This is a genomic window from Glutamicibacter sp. FR1 (assembly GCF_047300825.1).
Classification (GTDB): Bacteria; Actinomycetota; Actinomycetes; order Actinomycetales; family Micrococcaceae; genus Glutamicibacter; species Glutamicibacter nicotianae.
The window spans coordinates 2,209,983-2,228,793 of sequence record NZ_CP178602.1; the positions used below are offsets into that span (position 1 = coordinate 2,209,983).

Consider the following 18,811-nt stretch of genomic DNA (forward strand, 5'->3'; position numbering starts at 1 on the left):
CGGTGTTTACCTTCGGACGATGGAACGCAAGAGGCGAAGCGCCACGGAAAGCGAGGCCATGTCGTCTCGTTCCAGGCTGTTCACTTCCGCGAACATAGTCTTCGCACGATCAAGGTTAGCCGCGTTTGCTTCTTCCCACGCAGCAACACGCTCTGCCGGGTCCGCAATATCACCGTGGGCATCCAGGATGTTGGCGGTCAGGTCGATGATCGTGGTGTACAGATCATCGCGCATTGCTGCACGGGCCAACGCCTGCCAACGATCCGAACGAGGAAGGTTGGTGATGCGGTTCAGCAGGCTGTCCACGCCGAACAGGTCGTAAAGCACGTAGTAGGTTTCTGCGACCTTGACCGGAGCGGTTCCGGTGCGGTGCACATACTCTGCCACATCCAGCAGCGCGTAGGATTCGAACTGTGTCGCCCACATGCTGGCACGGCGCTCCGGGATCCCCTGGGCCATGGCCTCTTCGCGCCATTCCTGGAAACGCTGCAGATCGTTGCCGCGGACCAGGGTTGGCAGTACCTCGCGCAGTTCGGTCACGGTCGCTTCGTAGCGATTGACCGCTTCAGTGACCAGCAGCTGCTGGTCGACGCGGTTGATGAACCAGCGCGTGGCACGATCCAGCAGTCGACGCATGTCGTGGTGCTGGCGTCCCCAATGTTCCAGATCGGTTCCGGCCGGCTGTGCATTGATTGCATCGAACTGGCGGTCGAAGCCATAGATCTCACGCAGGGCGCAGAAGACCTTGGCAATCTGGACTTCGCTGGCACTGGTTTCTTCCATTGCCCTGAAGACGTAAGTGATGCCGCCCATGTTCACGATATCGTTGGCAATCACCGTCGCAATGATCTCACGGCGCAATGGGTGGCTTTCGAGCTGATCCCCGAAACGCTCCACCAGCTTCGTTGGGAAGTAGCGGCGCAGCGTCTGGTAGAAGTACGCATCATCGGCCAGATCGGATTCGGCCAGCGCGTTCGCCAGCTGGATCTTCGCGTAGGCGGCAAGCACCGACAGCTCTGGGGTGGTCATCGCGTCGCCAGCGGCACGGCGTTCTGCCAGCTCTTCCGCGTTCGGCAGGAACTCCAAGCCGCGGTTCAAGTCAGCATGGGCTTCCAACCACTGCATCAAGCGCTCATAGGCAGGAGTCCAGGTCAATGCCGCGTGCTTTTCATTCAACAGCAACACGTTCTGCTCGAAGTTGGTCTTCAGCACCAGGTCACCGATGTTATCGGTCATCGACAGCAGGAACTCGGTGCGCTCGGCCTCGGAGAGGTTTCCGGCCTTGATCTGGCGGTCCACGAAAATCTTGATGTTGACTTCGCGGTCGGAGGTGTCGACGCCAGCGGAGTTGTCGATGGCATCGGTATTCAGCAGGACGCCGTTGCGTGCTGCCTCGATGCGGCCCAGCTGGGTCATGCCCAGGTTGCCGCCTTCGCCAACTACCTTCACGCGCAGATCTGCGCCGTTGACGCGGATGGCGTCGTTGGCACGGTCTCCGACCTGGCCGTGGGTTTCGGCCGCCGATTTCACGTAGGTGCCGATGCCGCCGTTGTACAGCAGGTCCACTGGCGCAGAGAGGATGGCCTTGAGCAGTTCGTTGGGGCTCAGCTGGGTGATGCCGGCGTCCAGGCCCAAGACCTCGCGGACCTCGGGGCTGACCGGCACGGACTTGAGGCTGCGCGAGTACACGCCGCCGCCGGCCGACAGCAGTTCCTTGTTGTAGTCAGCCCAGCTGGAGCGCGGCAGGTCGTACAGGCGCTGGCGCTCGTCGAAAGCGATCTGGGGATCCGGGTTCGGATCCAGGAAGATATCGCGATGGTCAAAGGCGGCAACCAACTTCACGGTTGGGGTACGGCGCAAACCGTTGCCGAACACGTCTCCGGACATGTCGCCCACGCCCACGGCAGTGAACTCGTCCTTCTGCGTGTCGATGCCCAGCTCGAAGAAGTGGCGCTTCACCGATTCCCAAGCACCGCGTGCGGTGATGCCCATGCCCTTGTGGTCGTAGCCCACCGAGCCGCCCGATGCGAAGGCATCGCCCAGCCAGTGTCCCTTGTCGGCCGAGATCGAGTTCGCGATATCGGAGAAGCTCGCAGTGCCCTTGTCGGCAGCAACTACCAAGTAGGAATCATCGCCATCGCGGCGGACCACGTTGGCCGGCGCCTCGATGTGCTCGCCGTTTTCATCGGCCACCAGATTGTCGGTCAGGTCCAGCAAGGTGCGGATGAAGACCTTGTACGCGCCCTTGCCCTCTTCCATCCAAGCGACTCGGTCGAAGGCTGGATTCGGAAGCTGCTTGGCGTAGAAACCGCCCTTCGCGCCAGTTGGCACGATCACGGAGTTCTTGACCATCTGCGCCTTGACCAGGCCCAGCACTTCAGTGCGGAAGTCTTCTCGGCGATCCGACCAGCGCAGGCCGCCACGGGCCACCGCACCGAAGCGGAAGTGGGTACCTTCCACACGCGGCGAGTAGACCCACAGTTCGTGCTTGGGACGCGGGAACGGCGCGAAGTCGATCTCTTCCGGCGCGAGCTTGAACGCCAGCGCCTGGTGGGTGGTGAAGTAGTTGGTGCGTTTAGTCGCTTCAATCACCTTCACTAAACGGCGCAGCAACGTGTCTGCATCCAGAGTCGGCACTGATTCCAGCGCTTCGGTGATCTTGGCGTGCGCTTCCTGCCGGGCGGTCTCAGAATCCTCGGAGCTCAGCTTCGGGTCGAAGGTCGCTTGGAACAGTTCCACGATCGCGTGGGTAACCGACGGGTTGCTTACCAGGGTGTTGGCAATGAACCCGGTGGAGTTCGGAACACCGAGCTGCAGCAGGTAGTGGGCGTAGGCACGAAGCATCGCGACTTCCTCCCATGAAAGCCCTTCATGCAGGACCAACGCGTTGAGGCTGTCGGATTCGGCGAGGTTGCGGACCACAGCGCAGTAGGCGTCAGCCAACTTGCCTTCCACGGCCTTGAAGTTGATCTCGTCATCGATCTTCAAGCCCATGTCGTAGATGTAGCGTTCGCCGATCCCTTCGGGATTCAGCTCATATGGCCGCTCATCGACGACGTCGAGGCCAAGATGCTGCAGAACTGGCAGAATGCGCGAGAGCAGCAGCGGCTTGGTCACGTAGATCTTCATGCGCTTGGAAACAGCAGAATCCTCGTCCTGCTTCTCGTCGTCGTAGAACGAGACCACCGGACCCTCGGCTTGCGGGTCGCTCAGCTCGGTGAGCAGGTCGATGTCCTTCAGCGCGTCTTCGATTTCGAACTGCACCTTATAGGACGCCGGGAAAGCTTCGGCCCAGGCGTTGGACAGCGTGTTCGCATCGCCCAGTTCCAGGCGCGCCCGTGCGGTGTCGACGATGGCGTCGGACCAGGATCGCACGGCCTTGGCGATTCGATCTTCCAGTGCCTTGCGGTCGACCACCGGAGCCAGGCCGTGGCGCTGCAGGCGCAGGCGGTAGAACAGGCGAACCAATGCGCCGGCACCCAGTTGGGCTTCGTATTCAACGGATTCTGCGTTGAAGCTGAGCTGCAGCTCCTGCTCGACTCGCAGGCGCACTGCCGTGGAGAAACGGTCGCGCGGCAGGAAGACCATGGCAGTGACGAAACGGCCGTAATCGTCCTTGCGCAGGAAGACGGAGGTGCGCCGGCGTTCCTGCAGCCGCAGGATTCCGAGGGCAATCGTGATCAGCTCATCGACGGAGATTTGGAACATCTCGTCACGCGGGTAGCTTTCAAGGATGGTCGTGATGTCCTTGCCCGAGTGCGAATCAGGCGCGAAGCCGGTGCGCTTCAGGACGGCTTCCACCTTTTCGCGCACCAGCGGAACCGTCTTCACGCTGGAGGTGTAAACGCTGGAGGAGAAAAGACCGATGAAGCGGCGTTCGCCGTTGACCTCGCCGTTGGCATCGAAGCTCTTGACGCCGACATAGTCCAGGTACACGCCACGGTGCACAGTGGAACGGGAGTTGGCTTTGGTGACGATCAGCGCGCGCTTGTCGCGGGCGGTGATCCGGCCGCGCTTGGTCAGGTGCTGCGGGCCTTGGTCCGTCAGGTCGCGCATCAGACCCAGGCCGCTGCCCGGGCGGGCTACCAGCACATCTTCGCCGTTGATGGTTTCCAACGAGTAGTCGCGGTAGCCAAGGAAGGTGAATTTTCCGTCGGCCAGCCAGTTCAGCAGTTCCGCTGCCTGGTGTACCTCGGCAATTTCCTCGGCCTTGGGGGTCTGCGGAAGGCTCTGCGCAATCTCCTTGGCACGATCCAGCATGGCTGGCCAGTCCTTCACTGCGACACGTACATCAGCCAGAACACTGTAAAGCCGCTCAACGAATTCCTTGGCCTGCGCATCGGTGAGTTCGCGAGCGAGCTCGACTGAAATCCATGATTCGATGCGGGTTTCCGCACCGGCCGAAATCAGCGTACTCAAATCCGAGAGCGCAGCGGTGTCGCCGCTGGCAACGTGCTGCAGGCCCGCGTGGCTGATCTTGGTGATTTCACCGGTCTCAGTTTTTCGGGATACAACGAACGTCGGATGCACGACTAGCTGAATCGGTGACTTCAGCTGCACCAGTGCGGCTGTTACGGAGTCAACAAGGAATGGCATGTCATCGGTGACGATGTGGACCACTGAAATTCCGTTGTTGCGGGTAATGGCGACGTTAGCGTTTTCCGCATCCCGCTGATACCCGATTTCCAGATGTGCTGCCACGCGAGCTTCGAGTTCGTCTGGCCGATAAGCCGCCACGTCTTCGGTCGCAATTTGGCCGTAGTACTCGCTCACCAATTTCGAGGTGAGTGTCTCATCCATGAATGATTCTGACATGCTGGATTCCGACGAGTTCAAAAGAACGCCTCCAAGAACAAAGTTCGATTAACCCGCGCCTTTGCGGGTATCTAGTTTTACCCACATTACTCGGTTTTCACCTTTGCGGTTCAAGCTTCGGCGCGAATTCGACGACTAGTCCGTTTCTTGGCTGAATCCGTGGATTTTATGCCCGCCAAAGCCCGTATTTCCGTACGCAATAAACACTTTGGGGCGATTTCGAGCAACGGACTTCCACCGAGCACGGACGCGTTGCACACGGCATGGTCTTCGGGCAGGTATCCGGCGACGTCGTGGGTCGGCCCGAACCTGTCCCATGCTTCGATCAACCTGCGTTTCGGATTGCGTCCGGTGCTGCTGGAACCTACCCGGTTGAAGACTATTCGCGGTTTCAGTCCGGGCAGCGCTTCGTCCAGTTCATCGATGGCCCGAAGCGCACGCGGAATTCCCAGACTGTCGGCGCGCACGACCATGAACAGCTCATCGGAGCACTGCAGCATCTCCACCGTGACAGCGTTGCGCTGTGGTGCTTGAGTATCGAAACTGAGCTGTTCGTCGAGTTCAATATACGGAGCCAAATCCAGTACGACATAGTCGTAGTGGACCTTTAGCAGCATGGCAGCTCGACGCAGCGCCGAGGCACGGACTTCGGGCCATCGGCTGGCACGCGGAATTCCGGTAGCCACGCGCATGGTCGCCTCCCCGACCTGGACCAGGGAACATGCGGCATCGAGCCGGGCCACATCCGAAGTGCCTGCGTCGATGGCACGGCATAACTGCGCGATTGAAGCCGACTCGTCCATGAGACCCAACTGAATGGCGATGCTGGCGGCATAGGTGTCGGCGTCCAGAAGCACCACGGATTTTCCTGCTGCTGCAACTTCCACTGCGTAGTTCAGGGCTACGGTGCTGCGCCCGGGAGACCCTGGGGCGCTCCAGAAGCTGACGATTCGACCGCTTCGCCCGTTGCCATCGTCCACCGGCTCGAATCCGCCGAGCGCGGCGTCGGCGCCGGCATGGTTCAGGGACTGAACGGCGGTTCTGATGCGCCCTTCAAGCTCGGCCATGGCTGAAGCGGCCGGCAAATGCAGGACGTCTGGCAATGGCTGCCAGTTTTCAGGCCGGTCAAAGAGCAGGACTACTGCTGTCTGCTGCAGCAACAGCGCATCGAGTTGTTCCATGGGTGGCACCAGCTGGGCATCCGCGATGATCAACGCGTCAGCCATTCCGGTATCGCAGGCAGCGATGGCTTCAGCGATATCGGCGCAAGCCCGGGTGACCATCAGTTCTCCTCGGTAGCCTTCTATTTGCCGGACGATTTTCTCCTGGTCGCCGAGCACCACGACCGAGATGCTCATTGCGCGGTTCCTGCCGGGTTGTAGACGACGATGATTCTAGACTCGTTGGCCAGCGCTTGGAGCAGCGGTTCGAGTTGGCTAGGTTCGACCAGCAGTTCCAGGTTGGTGCCATGGGTTCCCACCAGTCCCCCGCCGCTCTCAACGCGTGCAGCGACTTCGACCATGGACGAAAGCTTTTCCGGAATTCCGTAGGTGTTGCCGCTGTTTTCGCGCTTGGCAATCCAGACGTCGACGAAGCTGCCTGGCGTGATCGAAGAAGAGAGGTCGGCCGGGAGTTCAACGTTGACCGGCCTGCGCGATCCGAGGTCGCTGTGCGTAATTGAGGTGACAGGTATGAGCTGCCCGGCGCTGATAAAGGTATTCGCTCGGGCTTCCTCGCCGAGCTCCGCATTTGTGTGCAGATAGTTCTCAAGGGTTCCGCCAAGCTGGACTTCTTGAGTTTTCATATTCTCGCTTGTCAGTTTCTCCCCAAGGGTGATATTGGTGCTGGCGACATATACCGTCGAGGTCTGATGCAATTCACCGACCAAGTAGACGGTTCCTGCAACCGATGCGACCACGAGCACGGCACCGAGTGCTAAGCGCGGGTCCTTCCAACTGGGCCGTCGCACACGTGATGCAGTGCTTGTCCGCGCGTCCTGGACGATCTGTTCTGTGATCAAGGCAGTGACCTTCCGCCAGCATAGGTGCTTATGGATGGTGAGCCTACGACAAGTTGGGCCTGCTGGAAAGACCTCTAGCGCACTTGTGGATTACGAGAGGGTGATCGCTTCGACCCATCCGATGGCATCGAGCGGTATCAGCAATTGCGATGAGGACTGCTTCGCTCTGGCGAATTCATCTCGAGGATGCACCAGAATTACCAGGAAATCCCTAGCTACTTGCGTCAGCGTTCCTTCAGCCAATGAGCCGCCCGCGCGGCTAAAAACGTGGCATCGAGCTCGATCCCGAAGCATCCCACGCACAACCGTGGAAAACTTCACCGAGCTGCCAGGTGCGCGTTGTTCCTCAGCAGCTATGCGCCCCGGAGGAAGCGAGAAAGATTCTACTGCAGCACTGCGGACGACCCACTGCGCCTGTTCTGTTTCAAGGCAGATATAGTCGGCGGCGCATGGACCGAGCTTGGCGCGAAGCTCCGTTCCCCCGGCCAGCCTGAGGCTCAATTCACGCCCATGGAACCGCATCAGTGTGGGCAAAAGTTCTGCAGTCGCCCGTTCGACCCTGACGTTTTCGGCAATTTCGTCGCGCAACTGCGCTCGGCCCTGTTCAGCTAGCTGAGCCTCCAGGTCATCGAAAAGCGAATCCCACCGCATGCGCCAACTGTACGAGACTAAACATTTTTGCGTAACCCTATTCACAAAACTATCTCTAAGTGCCACTATGAATACCAAACATCATCAAATGACATCAAATCTCATTCAAGGAGATGGTTCAGGTGTCTCACCAGCGACGAATATTCGCGCTGCTGCTCTTCTCGGCAGCATCAATGGTCATTATCTACGTGGGAATCCAGTGGATCACCGGCTATGTCCAATCCGTGGGCGACCAGCGCACCACAGCTGACTACATCAGGCTTCTCGTTAGCTTTTCGTTCCTCACCCTGCTCGCGCTGTACCTGCTGCGGATGGCCTTGGCCCAGCTGATCCGCTGGGCGTTCTCCCACAGGAAACTGAAATTGGCGCGGTTCTTCCAGCGATTAGCACCCAGACTGAGCAGGAAGATCCTCGGCTCAATGCTTGGAACCTCTATTGCATTCACCTCGGTAGCCGCTGCCTATGCGGACGAGCCCCTGCCAGCTTCATTGGCACAGTCCCCGGCGGGCGACAGCGACAACCATGAGCTGGCCAGCTATCCGGTCCGCCAGCAGACCTCGGTACCCAGCCCGCAGTGGTTCCCCGAAGCCATGAGCGTTCCGCTGAGCCCGCTTGTATCCCCAGGCACAAACCATCCTCGCCAACGCGCGGTGCAGCGCAACGAAGTGGTGGTCGCCGAAGGGCAGAACCTGTGGAGCATCGCCGCTGAGCATCTGGGAGCGCAAGCCACCGTGGAAGAGATTTCCGCCTATTGGCCCAAGATCTACCAGCGCAACAAGAAGACCATCGGTGCCGACCCTGACCTGCTGCGGATCGGCACGGCGCTTGAACTGCCGCCAGCCAGCTAGCCGACACCACGACCATCACCCAAACCCTCTGAGGAGTCATCATGAGCACCATCGCCATCAGCCCGCGTAGCGCCAACACCAGCTACTACAATCCAGACGTCTACGCTGCCGATCACACCGATCCGGTCCCGGCGCAAACCGTTCCGGAAACCGAGCCTAGCCAAGCGCCGGCGCACCTGCGTCGAGCCTTGGACAATATCTTCCACCGCTCGGCCGTTTACCGTACCGAGCACCGGGCGATCATAGAAATTTCCCACGCCGTAGCCCGTGCAGTGTTCGAAATCGTGGCTGGTTATCGTACCGTCAATCAGCTGGCATTCGTGATGGAGCCTTCGTGCATCGCCAAGCTCCGGCGACGTGCCCTGCTGGAAACAGCGAGCTACACGCTCGAACCGCTGCCGGGCACAGCGCACGGCCAGATCATCTCCTTGCACCTGGATCGCTGCTTGTCGGGCTCTTGGGAATGCACAGTCATCATGGGATTTAAATACCGCGTCCGTGCCGTGGCCCTGAAAATTGAGCCTTGGCACGGACGGTGGCAGGTGACGGATGTGGAGCTGATCTAGCTGCGCTTCGCCTTCTTGTTCTTGGTCTTCTTCTTGCTCGAAGAAGCCTGGGCGCGGGTAGTGCTGGCTTCACCATCTTCATCCGGTCCGGTGAACTGCAGGTTCTTCGGCTTCGCTGATTCGTCGATCACCGGTGCGGCGGCCGCTTCGGCGCCGGTGGGGATCTCCAAATTGAAGAGCGTGCCGATGCTTTCCTCGCGGATGCCTTCCATCATGGTCTGGAACATGGTGTAGCCCTCGCGCTGGTACTCGACCAGAGGGTCGCGCTGGGCCATGGCACGCAACCCGATGCCTTCCTTGAGGTAATCCATCTCGTACAGGTGCTCCTGCCACTTGCGGCCAATGGTGGAGAGCACGACACGGCGTTCCAGGTCACGCATGGTGGAGGAACCTACCAGCTTCTCGCGCTCTTCGTACTGGTACTGGGCATCCGAGAGGATCTCGCGTTCCAGGAACTGCGCGGACAGGTGCCCCACGCCTCCAGCCTCTTCGATGACTTCATCCATGGTGATGCCAATCGGGTACAACTGCTTGAGGTTGGTCCACAGCTGCTTGAGCTCCCACTCGTCCGGGTCGCCAACCTGGGTTGCTTCCAGGACCATGGCCTTGACAACATCCTCGAGGAAATGGCCGACCTTTTCTTCGAGGTCCCCGCCTTCCAGGATGGAACGGCGGTCAGCGTAGATCGCTTTGCGCTGGCGGTTCATCACGTCATCGTACTTCAGCACGTTCTTGCGCTGCTCGGCATTGACGCCTTCCACCTGGGCCTGGGCGGATTCGATGGCACGGGACACCATCTTGGATTCCAGCGCCACATCATCTGGCATGGACGGGTTGTTCATGATGCGTTCGGCCATGCCGGAGTTGAACCTGCGCATCAGGTCATCGGTCATCGACAGGTAGAAGCGCGATTCGCCCGGGTCGCCCTGGCGACCGGAACGGCCGCGAAGCTGGTTGTCGATGCGGCGTGATTCGTGGCGCTCGGTGCCCAGCACATACAGGCCGCCAAGCTCCGCAACTTCCTTCGCCTCCTTGGCAACTGTTTCCTTGGCCTTGGCAAAGACCTCGTCCCAGAGCTTGTTGTACTCCTCCGGATTGTTCTCGGCATCCAGGCCGCGGCGTTCCATCTCGGCCACGGCAAGAAATTCCGCGTTGCCGCCGAGCATGATGTCGGTACCGCGGCCGGCCATGTTGGTGGAAACGGTGACAGCGTTCTTGCGGCCGGCCATCGCGACGACTGCAGCTTCGCGAGCGTGCTGCTTGGCATTGAGCACCTCGTGGCGGATGCCCTTCTTGGACAGCAGGCGCGAGAGGTATTCGCTCTTCTCGACGCTGGTGGTGCCCACCAGGATCGGCTGCCCGGTAGCATGGCGCTCGGCGATGTCCTCGACCACAGCGTTGAACTTGGAGACTTCATTCTTGTAGATGTAGTCCGACTGGTCCATACGGATAGCAGGCTTGTTGGTAGGAATTTCCACCACGCCGAGCTTGTAGGTGCTCATGAATTCAGCGGCCTCGGTCTGCGCCGTGCCGGTCATCCCGGAGATCTTGTCGTACATGCGGAAGTAATTCTGCAAGGTCACGGTGGCCAGAGTCTGGTTCTCGGCCTTGATCTCAACGCCTTCCTTGGCCTCGATTGCCTGATGCATGCCCTCGGAGTAGCGGCGGCCCTGCAGCGCGCGGCCGGTGTGCTCGTCGACGATCATGACTTCGCCGTTGACCACGACGTAGTCCTTGTCCTTCTTGAACAGTTCCTTGGCCTTGATGGCGTTGTTCAAGAAGCCGATCAGCGGGGTGTTGTTGGCTTCGTAGAGATTATCGATGCCGAGGTAGTCCTCGACCTTTTCGATCCCAGACTCCAGCACGCCGATGGTGCGCTTCTTCTCGTCGACCTCGTAGTCGTCTTCGCGCTTCAGGCGCGAGACGATCTTGGAGAATTCGGTGTACCAGCGGTTCACGTCGCCCGAGGCCTGCCCGGAAATGATCAGCGGGGTACGCGCCTCATCGATCAGGATCGAGTCGACCTCATCGACGATCACGAAGTTGTGGCCGCGCTGGACCAGCTCGTCCTTGCTCCACGCCATGTTGTCGCGCAGGTAGTCGAATCCGAACTCGTTGTTCGTGCCGTAGGTGATGTCGGCTTCATACTGCTTGCGGCGCTCGGCAGGCTTCTGGTTCGAAAGGATGCAGCCGCAGCTCAAGCCGAGGAAGCGGAAGACGCGGCCCATCAGATCCGACTGGTACTGGGCCAGGAAGTCGTTGGTGGTCACCACGTGCACGCCCTTGCCCGTCAAGGCATTCAAGTACGCAGGTGCGGTCGCGACCAGGGTCTTGCCTTCGCCGGTGCGCATTTCTGCAATGTTTCCCATGTGCAGTGCGGCGCCGCCCATGAGCTGGACGTCGAAGTGGCGCATGCCAAGGACACGGTCCGAGGCCTCGCGGACCACTGCAAAAGCTTCTGGGAGCAGGTCATCCAACGTCTCGCCGTTAGCCAAACGTTCGCGGAACTTGTCGGTTTCACCCTTGAGCTCTTCGTCCGAAAGCTCGCGAATTTCGACTTCCAACGTATTGATCGTGTCGGCGTACTTACGAAGAGTCTTCAAGGTCTTCTTGTCGCCGGTACGCAAAATACGTTCTAGCAATGATGCCACGTGGTAGCTCCCAATATCTCAAGCACAGTAATTTCTGGCGTCTTCAGTCTACGTGAGGAAAACAGCGCATTTGTCTATTTCAATCCCGTTTGCACTGTTCTTATAGCGAACGGCGATCGGGGCAACAGGCCTTTCACAGCCCGATTTTCACTTCTCCAAGATCCAGCCAGCGCGCCAGGCGATCCAGCTCGGCTCGCAATTCAGGCTCGATGCCGGCATCGATGCCCGGTTCGTAGTGCACCTGCTTGGCATGCAGCACCGACTTGGCACGGTCGGCTTTCAGATCCACTCGGCCCACGAATTCTTCGCCGTAGAGCATCGGGAAGACGTAGTAGCCATAGCGGCGCAGCTTTTCCGGCACATAGATTTCGATACGGTACTCGAACCCGAAGAACATTTCCAGCCGGCGGCGGTTGAAAACCATCGAGTCGAAAGGCGAGAGCAAACGCAGGTCGTGATCGACCTTGCGCGGGATCCTGGTCCCGGCCTGCAGGTAACAGGGCTCGGAGATTCCGATAACGGCCACTTCTTCGACGAGCCCGTCGTGCGCTTGCCGCGCGAGCTCTTCTTTTGCAGCGCGCAAGGGCAGCCGGAAGTATTCTGCGACGCAGTGAGCGGTGGCAATCCCCAGGGCATCCATGGCGCGGGCAACTAAACGGGCGAGGGCTTCCTGCCGGTGCGGAGCATCAACTTCTACTTGCGCACCAACGACATCCGCCGCCAGAGCGTAACGGCGTTCGAACTGGGAGTTGCGTCCCAGCGCGAGGATCTTGGCCTGGGCGAAAAGCGATTCGGTGACGAACTTGGTGTCATTCCAGTTCCATCCCCAATGCGACTTTTCCTGGACCGGGGCGACATCCAGGGCGCGACTGATTTGCCGTGCGCTGGAGCCTGGATTCTCGGACAAATAGTCAAGGACGCGATCCGAGAGCTCCAGCTGTTCGGCGGAGAACCCGTCCGATCGGTCACCCCAGGTACGACGCTGCCATACGCGCAGGTCTTGAATCAGCCCGGAACTGACCACCGAAGCCTCATGGGCCCAATATTCGGTGATCGGGCTGCGCGGCTTGGCCAGCAGCTGATCCAGAATGCCGATGTCATAAGGGCCGAGCCGGGCGAACATCGGCATATAGTGGGCCCGGCGAACCACGTTCACCGAGTCAATCTGCAATTGTGCAATGCCGCCAATGGCATTGGCGATTTTCCTTGCGGTGATAGCTTGTTCTTTCCTGCCTTTGGACAGGCCTTGGGCGGCCAACGCGATTCTCCGTGCCTGTGCGAGGCTGAGGTTGCGTTGGCCGCCCATGCTAGTTGCAGTTGCGATGACTAGCCTTCGGCAGCCAGTGCTTTGTCACGGTAGCCGCGGGTTTCCTTGGTGGCTTCCTCGTTGGCGTTCAGCGACGGGTCCAGGGTGATGACACCGTATTGGTACTGGGTACGGCCATAGACCACAGCGTGCTCACCGGTGGCCTCGTCGATGAACAGGTAGAACGGGTGGCCGACCAATTCCATGCGATCCACAGCGTCATCCACGCTCATCACTTCAGCCGGGAAGGACTTGCGGCGGATGACCACTGGCGAGTACTCGGCGTTGACCTCGGCTTCGGCAGCTTCCGCGGCCTTCTGGGCTTCAATGGTTTCCTCAACCAGCGTCTTGCCGCTGGATGCAGTTGGCAGGCTGCCGGTGGCCTGGTGGACAGCTACAGGAGTATGGTTGCCACGGTGGACCTTGCGCTTGTCACGGGCCTTGCGCAGGCGTTCAAGCAGTTTGGCGAAAGCGATGTCGAAAGCCGCGAACTTGTCTGCACCACGAGCCTCGGCTCGAATTGCTGGACCACGGCCAACAACGGTCAACTCAACGGACAGTGCAGTGCTCTGATCACGAGCATGTGCTTCTTTGAGGACCTTGACGTCGATGCGCTGCACTTTCGTGGCCAGCTGGTCGACCTTGGTGATTTTCTCATCAACATACTCACGGAAACGATCCGAAATGGTGATGTTTCGTCCGCTGTAGTTCAGCTCCATGGTGTCCTCCAATAGAGAGTCGGGTGACACAACAGTCCGAAAGTTCCATCCTTCCGGACTGAAGATGGGCTTTTCGCTGCATCTGTGATGCAACCCATACTTCACCTTATGCCACCGGGGCCAAGATTCAAGTATCCAGGCTCACAAATTCCGATCGCGTTTAGCGTAATCACTGTTCAGGGCCGGTATTGGGCGGTTTCGTCAATGCCAAGACGACGGCGCAGGTGACGTCATATCCTGCCTCATGGCAGGCCATGGCCGCGTGCCGCAGCGTGGAACCGGTGGTGAGCACGTCGTCGACCAGGATGACCGGCTGGCCTGCGGTGCTGGCGCGCTCGGCAACGAAGTGGGTTTGGCCGCCGCGCCGGTCTGAGCCGCTCTTGGTTTTCTGCGCCCCTCCCAGCGCGGAACCCAGGCGGTAGTGAAGCAGCGAACGGCACTTGAGATCTGCCGAGAGCAGCCCCCGAGCTTGTCCATGCTCGAGCATTGTCTTCACCGGCGAGTATCCTCGCTGCGCCGTGGCTTTGAGGGAACTGGGCACCGGCACCGCGAGGGTAGGAAAATTTTGACGTTGCGGGATGCACCCCGCGTTCAGCGCGGCAGCCAGATACGGGGCGAAGACGGCGCCCAAGAAGTAGCGCTGCTTGTTCTTGTAGGCCAGCAATCCGCGAGCCAGCGCCTTGCCGTAGGTGCCGCAAGACGTCACTGGGAGCTGCAGCCCGAGCGCCGGAAGCTCGACGTAGAGATGATGGTTATCGGGCAATGGCGGCAGGCTCAGCTGGCGTTGGATCTCGCTGCGGCATTCGGGGCAAAGCCGAAAATCTGCTCGGCCACAGACCGCGCAACTGGCGGGCAGCAGGAAGTTGGCAAATTCCCTGGTGCCGAATCCCAGCCAGCGCATGGACCGGCTGCCGCACAGCTCATCGAGGACGCGCAAATACTCCTGGGGTATCTCCATGCGACCAGAATGGCCGATGAATCACCTGGACCGGACTAGTCGCCGCCGAACTGTGGAACCGGCTCCGACTTAGCCTGGATAGGCGACATCCTGGGCGAAATCGTCTAGCTCATGCCATGAGTTTCCGACCCGGGTGTACAGCTTTTCATTGGTCTCGGCATATACCTCGCGGCGGTTGCCGACCCCGGTAGCGATGCCGACCATGCCCAACAGCAGCTGCAGCTGCTCGCTGCCGCCTTCAAAGGTAATCTGGGCCGCTTCAACGGCTTCGTCATCACCGAGCTCGGCAACGATGATGGAGCTGTCGGAATCCCATAATGCGGTGTTAACCGGTACTTCTGGATAGATCTTCATTGGCGAATCCGTGAGCCCGCGTGGAACGCCTTCAGCATCGCGAATCACTCCGGCGACGTAGACCGAAGTGCTGTTGCCCTCGGTGGCCACGATCAGGGCCCGCGCGCCGTCGCGGGAAATCCGCAGTGAATCGATCTGGGCGCCTTCCAGCCAGGCCACGTCGATGGGACGGGCCTCGCCCTTCATTTCGGTGTCGGCGGGGACCGCCCTGATCGGGGTGGATGCCCCGTTATCCGCGGTCCAGGTCCAGCCGGCCAGATCCATCGACGGCTGGATCAGCTCCCGGCCTTCCAGCGAAAGCCGCAGCTGGCCGCTGTCGTCGATGCCCCACAGCTGGGTGCGGCGGCCATTGAGGAAGGCATAGCGATTGCCGACCGGAGACATGGCCGGGTCGCGCGGGTCGTAGCCGGAAATATCCGGCACACCGCCCACCGGGATGATCGACAGCCCCTTGACGTAGACCAGGTACTGGTCCGAAATGCCGATCAATGTATCCTGCGTGCTGGGGTTGACCTTCGCCGGCTCGATATTCGTGTCCTCAGTGGACAGGTTGACTTCGTTTTCCTCACGAAGCAGCTTGACCGAGTCTACCGAAGCAAGGCCGGTCAGCGTGGTTTCCAGCTGCTGGCGCATCAGCAGTATGCTCCGGTCGGTGGCTTCCGCGAAGGTATTGGAATTCAAGTCGATGGTGGCTTCGCCATCGCGCACCGGCACCGCGGAACGCACCAGCTCGCTGGCCGTTGAGAAAGCGGAGATGACGGCATTTTGCAGGTACGGCGCCGGGCCGTCCAGCAAGGCCTCCACCATCGAGGTGGTGGTGCCCGAACCCGAGGTGAACCAGCGGATGTCGGGTACCAGGTAGGCGAAGCTGGCATCGTAGAAGTACAGGGTCTGCGCCGCGAAGATCTTGGTGAACGTCGAGGCTTCGAGCATCGTGCCGTCCGGCGCCTTGGTGATGCGCCATTCATTGTCCACCTTGGCGACCTCGATATCCACGGCGCGGGTGGAATGATCCGGGTAGTTGGTGCGCACGCCATGCTCATCGACTTCGCCGGTGATTTCGAGCTGAACCGTGTACTGGTTCGCATCCGCGCCGTTGACCACGTTGAAGGCATCGTAGATCAGCGTCTGCGTGTCGCCACGCCAGGTGTTGCTCAGCTGCCCGTCCATGAATTCGCGGGCGACCGCGTAATCCTCGGATACCGAGCGGCCTGCCTCGACGAAACCCTCGACGATGGCCCGCGCGTCAGCACCTGCTGCAGGCCCCTCCGCCGCGTAGCTGTAGCTTTCAGCGCCGCTGGCATCGGTCTCGGCCTCGATCTGCTGGACAGTGGAAGTTCTGGGAATCGAAGCGCAGCCCGAGAGCGCGAGCGCCGCTGAGAGAATGATGGCGAGGCTGGAAAAGATTCTCTTCCTCATCAGTTCTCCCCTTCCTTCTTCTGTTCGCTGCGGCCCAGGGTCGGATCGGTGACATCATCATGCAGCTGATCCTCATCCATATCCGGATCGAGAACCAGCGGGGTATACCCGATCTTCGGCACCTCGCCGGTCAGCGGGAAGCTGTCCCCCAGTATGACGCTAGCCAGGCTCTCCGGAACTGGCGGTTCCAATGGAAGCGGCGACGACACGATCTCCAGGCCTTCGCTGCGCGGCAAGGTCAGGCGGAACACCGATCCGATGCCCGGCTTGCCCCATGCTTCCAGCCGGCCGTCGTGCAACCGGGTGTCTTCCATGGAAATGGACAGGCCGAGGCCGGAGCCTCCGGTGGTCCGTGCACGGGCGGGGTCGGCACGCCAGAATCGGTCGAAGACATGGTTGCATGCTTCCTCGGTCATGCCGATGCCGTAGTCCCGCACGGTGACCGCTACCGCGTTCTGGTTGGATCCGATGGTGATGTCGATCGGCTTGCTGTCGCCATGCTCCACCGCATTGAGCACCAGGTTGCGGATGACTCGCTCGACCCGGCGCGGATCAACCTCTGCGACGCAGCCTTCGCTCGGCGCGTTCAGGCGGATGAGCGAACCGTATTCATCGGCTACCGGGGTGGCGATGTCAATGACCTTGCGGGCAATGACGTTCAAGTCGGTGGATTCGCGGTCAAGCACCGCAACACCGGCATCGAAGCGGGATACTTCCAGCAGGTCGTTGAGCAGGTGCTGGAAACGCTCGATTTGGTTGTACATCAGTTCAGCCGAGCGCGCGGTCAGCGGATCGAAGTCTTCGCGGGCATCGTGGATCACTTCGGCCGCCATGCGCACGGTGGTCAGCGGGGTGCGCAGTTCATGCGATACGTCGGAGACGAAGCGCTGCTGCATGGCCGAGAGATTATTCAGCGCCGTGATCTGCTCTTGCAGCGAGTGCGCCATGTGGTTGAAGGCAGTACCCAATCGGGCCACCTCGTCCTTGCCTGCGACCTTCATTCGCCGGTCCAGATCACCGGTGGCAATCCTCTCCGAAACGTAGGCGGCATCGGCCACCGGGCGGACCACTGTGCGGGCCACCGACCACGCGACGAAACCTACGACAGCCAGCAGGATGAGGCCGGTGAATGCCATTGCGCGGTTGATGAATTCGAGGGTGTCCTGCACGCTGGACAGGTCATAGACCAGGTACAAACCGTATTCGCGGCCAGGCGGAATCAGGACTTTGGTGCCGACGATGAGTCCGGGCTTGGTTGCGTTATCGGCCCCCAGTTCGATGGAACGCCAATAGATGCCTTGCTCCCCTGCAACCCGCTCCGCGAGATCGCCGGGGATCACACGGGTGGTCAGCGAACCGGAAGCCATCGGACCGACATAAAGGCTTTGGTCGCCGGCAATGGGCATCAGCACGAAATCGCGCACCACGGTTGCGCCATCGCCTTCCAGCGAAGCCAAGGTGGAATTCACCAGGGCCTGGGTGGAGGCGCGGTCGGTGGTGGATGCCGATTCAAGAATCGAGCGCGCCTGGGTCAAGCCGCGCTCGGATTCCTTGGATATCTGGTTGACGCGCTCCTCGTAGAGCGTGGACGCGATCTGGTTGGAGAGGAAGGCGCCTGCCGCAACCAGGGCCAAAGCGGTGAAAAGCAGCGTCGATATGACGGTGCGGAACAGCAGGTGGCGTTGCCAGCGCAGCTTGGCCGTGTGCCACGGGCGCCTGATCCACGGCTCGATATTGCTCCACCTCGCAGGCTTGGACTGCGAATGGACATGCACATCGACCGGAACCAACTCTGTACCGGCCGACGTGTGCGAACTCAACTTGCCGAACCAGCCTTGTATCCGACACCGCGAACTGTCTGGATGATCTGCGGCTTCTCTGGATCGATTTCAATCTTCGAGCGCAGGCGCTGCACGTGGACGTTGACCAGGCGGGTGTCTGCCGCATGGCGGTAGCCCCAGACCGCTTCCAACAGCTGCTCGCGGCTGAAGACCTGCCAAGGCTTGCGGGCCATGGTCACCAGGAGATCGAATTCCAGCGGAGTCAGCGAAACAACATCGGTTCCGCGGGTCACGCGGTGGCCAGCGACATCGATGGACACTTCGCCAACTTGCAAAGTCTCTGCGGCGTGGGTTTCGCTCGGACGCAGGCGGGCACGCACGCGGGCTACCAGCTCAGCTGGCTTGAAAGGCTTGGGCACGTAGTCGTCTGCACCGGATTCCAGGCCGCGGACCACGTCGGCAGTGTCCGACTTGGCGGTGAGCATTACGACGGGAACGTCGGATTCGGCACGGATCTGCTTGCAGACCTCGATGCCGTCGATGCCGGGAAGCATCAGGTCAAGGAGCACCAGGTCCGGATTGGCTTCGCGGAACGCTTCGAGAGCGCCGGAACCGTCGTAGCAGAACGAGGCCTCGAAGCCATCGTTTTGCAGCACAATGCCAATCATTTCCGACAACGCTTCGTCATCGTCAACGACTAAAATCCGGGCCTTCATCCCATGT

General features: G+C 60.4%; 13 protein-coding genes. 2 read left to right on the top strand and 11 right to left on the bottom strand.

Translation table 11 applies throughout. The features are described 5' to 3' along the window. Positions 1–6 precede the first annotated feature (6 nt). From ACLQ8T_RS10650 to ACLQ8T_RS10665, 4 genes are all read right to left on the bottom strand, one after another. Complete coding sequence (locus ACLQ8T_RS10650; protein WP_413454617.1) at positions 7–4,800, bottom strand: NAD-glutamate dehydrogenase; 4,794 nt, start codon at positions 4,798–4,800, stop codon at positions 7–9. Between the two features lie 125 nt (positions 4,801–4,925). Then, positions 4,926–6,173 (bottom strand): MinD/ParA family protein, encoded by a 1,248-nt coding sequence (locus ACLQ8T_RS10655; protein WP_204722470.1) that lies wholly within the window; start codon positions 6,171–6,173, stop codon positions 4,926–4,928. Beyond that, entirely contained in the window at positions 6,170–6,835 is a 666-nt protein-coding gene (locus ACLQ8T_RS10660) for a hypothetical protein (RefSeq protein ID WP_204722471.1), read from the bottom strand. Before ACLQ8T_RS10660 ends, ACLQ8T_RS10655 begins: the two co-directional genes overlap by 4 nt. Positions 6,836–6,925: 90 nt before the next feature. Then, positions 6,926–7,486, bottom strand: a complete 561-nt coding sequence (locus tag ACLQ8T_RS10665) for a hypothetical protein (protein WP_413454618.1) — start codon at positions 7,484–7,486, stop codon at positions 6,926–6,928. A 122-nt stretch (positions 7,487–7,608) separates the two neighbouring features. Here ACLQ8T_RS10665 and ACLQ8T_RS10670 point away from each other — a divergent pair, with 122 nt between their 5' ends. Together ACLQ8T_RS10670 and ACLQ8T_RS10675 are read left to right on the top strand one after the other, a co-directional pair. After that, positions 7,609–8,334 carry a LysM peptidoglycan-binding domain-containing protein gene (locus ACLQ8T_RS10670; protein ID WP_413454619.1) on the top strand — a complete coding sequence of 242 codons (726 nt, stop codon included), beginning with the start codon at positions 7,609–7,611 and terminating at the stop codon, positions 8,332–8,334. Positions 8,335–8,375: 41 nt separating this feature from the next. Further along, positions 8,376–8,900, top strand: a complete 525-nt coding sequence (locus ACLQ8T_RS10675) for an Rv3235 family protein (RefSeq protein ID WP_204722474.1) — start codon at positions 8,376–8,378, stop codon at positions 8,898–8,900. Here ACLQ8T_RS10675 and secA read toward each other — a convergent pair. The 7 genes from secA to mtrA form a co-directional block, all read right to left on the bottom strand. After that, positions 8,897–11,551, bottom strand: a complete 2,655-nt coding sequence (gene secA, locus ACLQ8T_RS10680) for a preprotein translocase subunit SecA (protein WP_204722475.1) — start codon at positions 11,549–11,551, stop codon at positions 8,897–8,899. The two genes, ACLQ8T_RS10675 and secA, sit on opposite strands and share 4 nt — an antisense overlap. Before the next feature lie 133 nt (positions 11,552–11,684). Beyond that, positions 11,685–12,857, bottom strand: coding sequence for a winged helix-turn-helix domain-containing protein (locus ACLQ8T_RS10685; protein ID WP_413454620.1), 1,173 nt, complete (start codon positions 12,855–12,857; stop codon positions 11,685–11,687). A gap of 20 nt (positions 12,858–12,877) precedes the next feature. Continuing rightward, positions 12,878–13,576 carry a ribosome hibernation-promoting factor, HPF/YfiA family gene (gene hpf, locus ACLQ8T_RS10690; protein WP_204722477.1) on the bottom strand — a complete coding sequence of 233 codons (699 nt, stop codon included), beginning with the start codon at positions 13,574–13,576 and terminating at the stop codon, positions 12,878–12,880. Positions 13,577–13,745: 169 nt separating this feature from the next. Continuing rightward, positions 13,746–14,534: a ComF family protein gene (locus tag ACLQ8T_RS10695; protein ID WP_204722478.1), complete on the bottom strand. Its 789-nt coding sequence runs from the start codon at positions 14,532–14,534 to the stop codon at positions 13,746–13,748. Positions 14,535–14,603: 69 nt separating this feature from the next. After that, positions 14,604–16,307 carry an LpqB family beta-propeller domain-containing protein gene (locus ACLQ8T_RS10700; protein WP_204722479.1) on the bottom strand — a complete coding sequence of 568 codons (1,704 nt, stop codon included), beginning with the start codon at positions 16,305–16,307 and terminating at the stop codon, positions 14,604–14,606. Beyond that, on the bottom strand, positions 16,307–18,127 hold the full coding sequence (gene mtrB, locus ACLQ8T_RS10705) for an MtrAB system histidine kinase MtrB (protein WP_413454621.1): 1,821 nt from the start codon (positions 18,125–18,127) through the stop codon (positions 16,307–16,309). Before mtrB ends, ACLQ8T_RS10700 begins: the two co-directional genes overlap by 1 nt. After that, positions 18,124–18,804 carry an MtrAB system response regulator MtrA gene (gene mtrA / locus ACLQ8T_RS10710; RefSeq protein WP_204722481.1) on the bottom strand — a complete coding sequence of 227 codons (681 nt, stop codon included), beginning with the start codon at positions 18,802–18,804 and terminating at the stop codon, positions 18,124–18,126. Before mtrA ends, mtrB begins: the two co-directional genes overlap by 4 nt. Positions 18,805–18,811: the final 7 nt, after the last annotated feature.